The organism is Oceanicola sp. S124, assembly GCF_000220565.1.
GTDB lineage: Bacteria > Pseudomonadota > Alphaproteobacteria > Rhodobacterales > Rhodobacteraceae > Pseudooceanicola.
Genome location: NZ_AFPM01000180.1, coordinates 22,437 through 29,736 on the forward strand (window position 1 = coordinate 22,437; position 7,300 = coordinate 29,736).

The window sequence follows — 7,300 nt, forward strand, 5'->3', positions numbered from 1 at the left end:
TCTTTGGCTCCGGCGGAGGACCGGAGACGAAACGGAGGATACTCAATGAACGAGATGACCCAGGTCACGGGCGCTTTCAAATCGCCCTTCCGCACCCGCTACGACAACTTCATCGGCGGCACGTTCGTGCCCCCTGTGAAGGGCCAGTATTTCGACAACATCACCCCGATCACCGGCGCCAAGGTCTGCGAAGTGGCTAACTCGACCGCCGAGGACGTCGAGCTGGCCCTGAACGCCGCCCATGCCGCGAAGGAGGGCTGGGGCAAGACCAGCGCGGCTGAGCGCTCGAACGTCCTGCTCAAGATCGCCGACCGCATAGAAGAGAACCTCAACCTGATCGCCGCAGCCGAAACCTGGGACAACGGCAAACCGATCCGCGAGACCACCGCGGCCGACATCCCGCTGTCGGTGGACCATTTCCGCTATTTCGCGGGGGTGCTGCGCAGCCAGGAAGGCACGATGTCCGAGATCGACCACGACACCGTGGCCTATCACTTCCACGAGCCGCTGGGCGTCGTCGGCCAGATCATCCCGTGGAACTTCTCGATCCTGATGGCGGCGTGGAAGCTGGCGCCGGCGCTGGCGGCGGGCAACTGCATCGTCATGAAGCCGGCCGAGCAGACTCCGGCGGCGATCATGGTCCTGGTCGAGATCATCGCCGACCTGCTGCCCGCGGGCGTTCTGAACATCGTCAACGGCATGGGCCCCGAGGTCGGCGGCCCGCTGGCCGAAAGCCCGCGGATCGCCAAGATCGCCTTCACCGGCTCGACCGAGACCGGGCGCATCATCATGAAGGCCGCGACCAGGAACCTGATCCCGGTGACGCTGGAACTGGGCGGCAAGTCGCCCAACATCTTCTTCTCCGACGTGATGGCCGAGGACGACGCCTTCCTCGACAAGGCGGTCGAGGGCTTCGTCCTGTTCGCCTTCAACCAGGGCGAGGTCTGCACCTGCCCGTCGCGCGCTCTGATCCAGGAAGACATCTACGAGGCCTTCATCGCCCGCTGCATCGAACGCGTGAAGGCAATCAAGCAGGGTGACCCGCGCCTGATGGAGACGATGGTCGGCGCCCAGGCGTCGAAGGAACAGCAGGACAAGATCATGTCCTACCTGACCATCGGCGTTGAGGAAGGAGCCGAAGTCCTGGTCGGCGGCGATGCCGCACGCTTCAACGGCGACATCGCGAACGGCTATTACGTCCAACCGACGATCCTGAAGGGCCACAACAAGATGCGGGTCTTCCAGGAAGAGATCTTCGGCCCCGTGGTCTCGGTCACCACCTTCAAGGACGAGGACGAGGCCCTCGCCATAGCCAATGACACGATGTATGGCCTCGGCGCCGGCGTCTGGACCCGCGACGGCACCCGCGCCTATCGTTTCGGTCGCAATATCGAGGCCGGCCGCGTCTGGGTGAACAACTACCACGCCTATCCCGCGCATGCCGCCTTCGGTGGGTACAAGCAGTCGGGCATCGGTCGCGAAACGCACAAGATGATGCTCGACCATTACCAGCAGACCAAGAACATGTTGGTCAGCTACAACCCGAACAAGCTCGGGTTCTTCTGAAATCGACTCATTGGCCAACGGATACCGGCCGTTTCCAACGGCCGGTATCGCGGATTGTTTGCCTTCTGTCTCATTTGGCTCCTAACCTGGAACCGCTGTTCGAAAGGGGTGTTCGAACTGCGGATGTTGGCGGCTTCGGCATTCCGCCAGGCCCGCTTGTCGGCAACTCGAATGTCAGCCCACGGCCCAGAGCGGTCATTGGCCAGGATTAGCATTGCCGCAGCGCGGCTTCCCCATACCGGACCTTCATGGTACCGCGCAGCATAGTTCAGGGCCCCAAGGTCAGCAATGCGGACAAAACTGGCATTGCTTGAGCGGCAGCTGGCTGTCCGGCTCCCGAATGAAGGGCTAGCAGGTAGCGAACTTGTGAGGGCATGACTTCGATCTTAGCTTGCCTCTCATATCTGTGGTTGACCTGCTTCCCAAGGCCGGTAATGCCTTATTGGCAATATTCAGAACGAGATAGGCAGGCATGAGTTTCAACGATATGTCGGTGGCCGCGGCTATGAAGGCCATTCAGACGGACAAGTATGTTCTCCCAGCCATTCAGCGGGAGTTTGTTTGGCGAGAGGACCGTATCTGCCAACTCTTTGACAGCCTCATGCAGGGCTACCCGATAGGGCAGCTATTGTTTTGGACCATCGAGCCCCAGAACGTAAAGACATATCGCCTTTACCGTTTCATGCGCCACTACCATGCCCGCGACCGACAACTCTGTGAGGAGTTTGACACTGAGGATGTAGTCCAGCCACTGACAGGGGTGCTAGATGGTCAGCAACGCCTTACCGCGCTCCATATTGGTCTGCGCGGCTCGTTTGCGGCGAAGAAGCCATATGGTCGCAAAGACAATGATGACGCCTATCCGAAAAAGAACCTCTATCTCGACCTAGTATCGCCTGAAGACAAGGCGGCGGACGGCGTACTCCACGAATTTCGTTTCTTCGATTCTAATGCTGAACTACCACATGAGGGGTGGTTTCCAGTGTGCGAAATCCTTGACATGACAGATACTTCCAGCCTCTCAGAATGGGTAATGGATCGCGATTTTGACAAAGACACCATGAAGCGGGCGAACAAGCGGCTTCACCGGCTTCACAGCGTAGTCCATGTAGAGAAACCGCTGTCCTATTATACGGTGGAGGAGCAGGATCTTGATCGGGTTCTCCAGATATTCATCCGTGTGAACTCGAAGGGCATGGTCCTGAGCTACTCTGACCTGCTGCTCTCAATCGCGTCAGCCCAGTGGACCAATCGCGATGCACGCGAGGCCGTCAACGGGATCGTCGAAGCTATGAATGCCATCGGTGGCGGTTACGATTTTTCGAAGGACTTTGTTCTGAAAGCCGGCCTGATGCTCCTCGACATTAAGAGCGTTGGCTTCCGTGTCTCGAATTTCGATCGCCCAACCATGGCAAGGATGGACGACAACTGGGAGGGAATCACCAGTGCCCTCGAGCTTACCGTTAAGCTCGCATCCGAGCTAGGCATCGACGCTCGTGCGTTGCGAGCGGACAGCGCGCTACTGCCAATTGCCTACTATCTTTATAAGAAAGGTGTCGGGGAGAAGTATCTCTCCAGCTCAAATGCAGCTAGCGACCGCAGCGCGATCCGCCTTTGGCTGATCAAATCCTTGCTCAAGCAATCTGGCATCTGGGGGAGTGGCCTCGACGTGCTCCTGACTGCCCTTCGCACAGTGATCGAGAAGCAGGGCACAGAGAGTTTTCCGGCAGAAGCGCTGGAACGTGAGATGGCAGCTCGAGGGCGTTCGCTTGTTTTCAGCGAAGAGGAAATCGAACGTCTCGTCGAGCTTAAGTACGGGGACAAGCTGACCCGCCCTCTGCTTGTTTTGCTTTATCCATTTATCGACACCAGCCATCTGATGCATGTCGACCATATTTATCCGAAATCACGCTTCACGAGGGCTAAGCTCAAACGCGATGGCGTTGATGAGGACGATATCGAACACCTGATCGACTGGTCGAACCGCCTACCGAATCTCCAGCTTCTCAAAGGCGTTCCAAACCAAGAAAAAAGCGCAAAGTTTCCCGCGACGTGGCTCCAGAGCGCGTTCGCTGACAAGCAACTGCGGCAGAGCTACATGAAAGATCACGACCTACGACTGCCTGATGGCCGAGGGGGCTGGGTCGAACCGGGCGGTGATCCGCATAGCTTCGAAACCTTCTATGAGAACCGGGAAAACGTGCTGCGATCGCGTATCAAAGAGCTGATCGGTCAGGGCTGACGTCAGCTGCTGGTTGAGTTTAGCGCAGAATGCTTGGCGTGGCAGCGTTGCTAACAAGCCGACGCTCGCGGCATTCTGCTGAGAGCGAACCAGTCATGCGGCCACATAGCGAGCGTGTCCGGCGGCCATAGTCAGGCGTGCCGTCGGGCCGGGCCCGACGCCGCCCCTCATGCCAAGCTCAGCTGATGACCGGCCTCGGCCCACAGCGGACGGTCAGCTGTACAGAATACTGCTTCGCGGCATTCTCCAAAGCAGTCCTTCAACAGTTGCGGGAGCAAAACAAAGGTGACCAACCTTGATCCCGAAACGCATCGCGGGCATTAGTCGGACGGCGCCACTGCTGCTGGGCGATATCCGTGATTACTCCGTTTGAGATTGGATCGCGCCGACTGACGACGAGGCTTTTGGAGGTGGAGAATGAGAGACGACCTTACAAGCAGCGCAGACAAGGGGGCGCACTTTTACCGCTGCGATTTTCAGGTTCATAGCCCGAGAGATCGTCAATGGACAGGCCAACCGCGGATTGGAGACGAAGCCCGAGCCGAATATGCCGCCGTCCTTATCGCTGCCTGCCGGGAGAAGGGTCTGGACGCCATTGCCATCACTGACCACCACGACATGGCCTTCATCCCCTATGTAAGGCAAGCCGCCGCGCAGGAAACGGATGTGGAAGGAAACCCCTTGCAGGCCCGCGACCGTATCGTTGTCTTTCCGGGAATAGAGCTGACCCTCGCTGTCCCCTGCCAGGCGATCCTCCTCCTGGATGCTGATTTTGAGGACAACCGCTTTGATGCTGTCCTGACGGCATTGACGATCACGCCCGCTCCGTCAGGCGACGAAAAGACGATTCAGACGGAACGCCTCGATCACATCGATTCCCTGAAGACCTTGAAGTCCAAACTGGACGAACACAGCTGGCTCAAAGACCGCTATATCATTCTTCCCAATGTCACCGGCGAGGGAAAATTCTCTTTGCTCCGTAGCGGCATGGCCCCAAGATACAAGGACATGCCCTGCGTCGGGGGCTATCTGGACGGTTCAAAGGACGGTCTGAAACCGGGAACTCTGAATATTCTCGCAGGGAAGGAAAAGGCCTGGGGCCACAAACGCATCGCCTGCATCCAGACTTCCGACAACCGCCGCGAAGATCACGCCGATCTCGGCAAGCATTCGTCATGGATCAAATGGGCCAGCCCGACGGCGGAAGCGCTGCGGCAGGCATGCCTAGCTCAGGAATCGCGTATTTCCGACACTGAGCCAAGTGTTCCTTCGGTCGTCATTACGTCAATCAGCGTACAGAACAGCTCTTTTCTCGGGCCTTTGGAGCTTGCCTTCAATCCTCAATACAACGCGCTGATCGGCGGACGCGGCACCGGAAAGTCGACAATCCTTGAATATCTGCGGTGGGCGCTGTGCGACCAGCCTCCCTCTGGAAGCGACGACGATACTCCCGACTACCAAGCGCGCCGCGCGCGGCTGATCGAGGGAACGCTCAAGCCTCTTGGCGCGACCGTTGATGTCGCTTTCACTGTAAATGGCGTGCCGCATCTTGTGCGAAGGGCCAGCAAAGATGGCACCGTGCAGATTAAGGTTGGTGACGATGAACTGCGGCCCTGCACCGAGAGCGAGGTGCGCACCCTGCTGCCTGTTCAGGCCTACAGCCAGAAGCAACTCAGCAATGTCAGTGTTCGCCTGGACGAGCTTTCAAGGTTTATCGCCGCGCCGATCCGCACCGAACTCGGGCAGCTCAAACGGCAGATGGACGAACAAAGTGACAAGCTGCGCAAGAGCTATTCCACGAGGCAACGCCAGAAGATCATCGAAAAGGATATCGTCCGGCTTACCCTAGAAGTCCGCTCCTACCAGGAACAGGCGAGCAGTATACGCGCATCGCTCGGCGGGCTGTCGCAAGAGGACCGGACGCTGCTGGAGCTTGGATCGCAATATGACATTGTCGAACAGGCCATGGATGCCCGCAAGCAGCGTTTGCGGGATGCGGGCGGGCGGATCGATCAGCTGCTCGAACTGCTCGGCGGCGAAATCCGCGGAGACCTCGCGGGGCTGCCCGATGAATTTCCCGAAAAGGCGCTGATCGCGAAACTGTCCGCCGAGTACGACGCACTGGTTGCCGGAATCGCAGAAGCGTTGCGCGGGGCCAAGTCAGGCATCGATCAGGCCCTCGCAGAGCGCGAAGACAGTAAATGGTCGCAATGGAGCGTACGGCTTGAGGCCTACCGCCACGCCTATTCCGCTGCACTTGGCAGATCGTCCGCACAGCGGGATCGGATGGAGCAGCTGAAGGTGCTGGAAGCCAAGGTCGTATCGCTCCAGAAGGAACATACCCGGCTGTCGGACGAACTCATATCGCTCCAGAAGGCCGGAGAAACCTATCAGGCCGAACAGGAGAGGCTGCACGAACTTAGAAGGCAACGCGACGGCCTGATCCAGGGACAGTGCGAGGCTCTGACTGAGAGATCCGGCGGTGCCGTCCGCGCGACTGTTCACAGGTATTCAAATGCAGATGCGTTTTCAGAGTTACTGAGAGAACGTCTGAGCGGTTCGGGAATCCGCAAAGACCGGATTGAGCGCATTGCCGCGGCCATTCTTGAGGCGGATGATCCTCACCGCTCATGGCTCGGCACGCTTGAAGACCTCGAGGCCTTGGCGAACTTCGATCCCGACAAAGATTCAACCGAACACCTTCCCGAGACCCCGTTTCTCGCCAGCGCAGGTGCCACCAAGGGCGATTGCGATAAGCTCGCTCGCAAACTTTCCCCCGACGACTGGCTGTCACTGTCCCTAACTGAAATCCAGAGCGAGCCCCATTTCGAGTACCGTTCGCGCGAGGGAGAATACATCAATTTCTCGAACGCCTCGTCAGGCCAGCAGGCAACGGCGCTCCTGCGCACACTTCTGAACCAGGCAGGGCCGCCCCTTCTGATTGACCAGCCAGAAGAAGACCTCGACAACCCCGTGATGCAGGAAATCGTCGAACAGATATGGGCGGCCAAAAAGCGGCGTCAACTCATCTTCGTCAGCCACAATGCCAATCTCGTCGTCAACGGGGACGCAGAGCTTGTCGCCTGGTGCGAATACCGCAAGGCGGGCGATCAGTCCGGCGGCAAGATAGCGGGAGAGGGAGCCATCGACATTCCAGATGTCCGTGAGGCCATCAAACGCATCATGGAAGGCGGCGCTGCAGCATTCAACCTTCGCAGAGAGAAGTATGGCTTCTGATGCGCCGGCACGGGCAGTGGCTGTATTACGAATCCGCAGGTTCGTATATCTCTCGACCGAATATCCGCCCGACCTGCGCTTCGCATGGCCTGGCGCATTGTCCGCTGCGTGACGCCCCTGAACGACCGCTTTCCCAGTTTTGCTGCAAGTGACATACCGCGCAGCGAACGGCAGCTCTCCGCCCTTCATGTCGGAGCCTGGCGTCATGCTGCGCCTGGCACAAATGTCGTGGAAGGGCTGGGACCGGTCATGCGC

The 7,300-nt window shown here is 58.7% G+C and carries 3 protein-coding genes; all 3 read left to right on the plus strand.

The window, feature by feature from the left end:
* Nucleotides 1-45 precede the first annotated feature (45 nt).
* Nucleotides 46-1,566: an acetaldehyde dehydrogenase ExaC gene (exaC, locus tag OS124_RS0112785; RefSeq protein WP_010140074.1), complete on the plus strand. Its 1,521-nt coding sequence runs from the start codon at nt 46-48 to the stop codon at nt 1,564-1,566.
* 472 nt (nt 1,567-2,038) lie between these two features.
* Entirely contained in the window at nt 2,039-3,808 is a 1,770-nt protein-coding gene (locus OS124_RS0112790; protein ID WP_010140075.1) for a DUF262 domain-containing protein, read from the plus strand.
* A 417-nt stretch (nt 3,809-4,225) separates the two neighbouring features.
* Nucleotides 4,226-7,045, plus strand: coding sequence for a TrlF family AAA-like ATPase (locus OS124_RS0112795; protein WP_010140076.1), 2,820 nt, complete (start codon nt 4,226-4,228; stop codon nt 7,043-7,045).
* Nucleotides 7,046-7,300: the final 255 nt, after the last annotated feature.

Excerpts from the sequence above, each read along its gene's own strand:
- exaC (WP_010140074.1), top strand. The coding sequence starts at position 46 with ATGAACGAGATGACCCAGGTCACGGGCGCTTTCAAATCGCCCTTCCGC.
- OS124_RS0112790 (WP_010140075.1), top strand. The coding sequence starts at position 2,039 with ATGAGTTTCAACGATATGTCGGTGGCCGCGGCTATGAAGGCCATTCAG.
- OS124_RS0112795 (WP_010140076.1), top strand. The coding sequence starts at position 4,226 with ATGAGAGACGACCTTACAAGCAGCGCAGACAAGGGGGCGCACTTTTAC.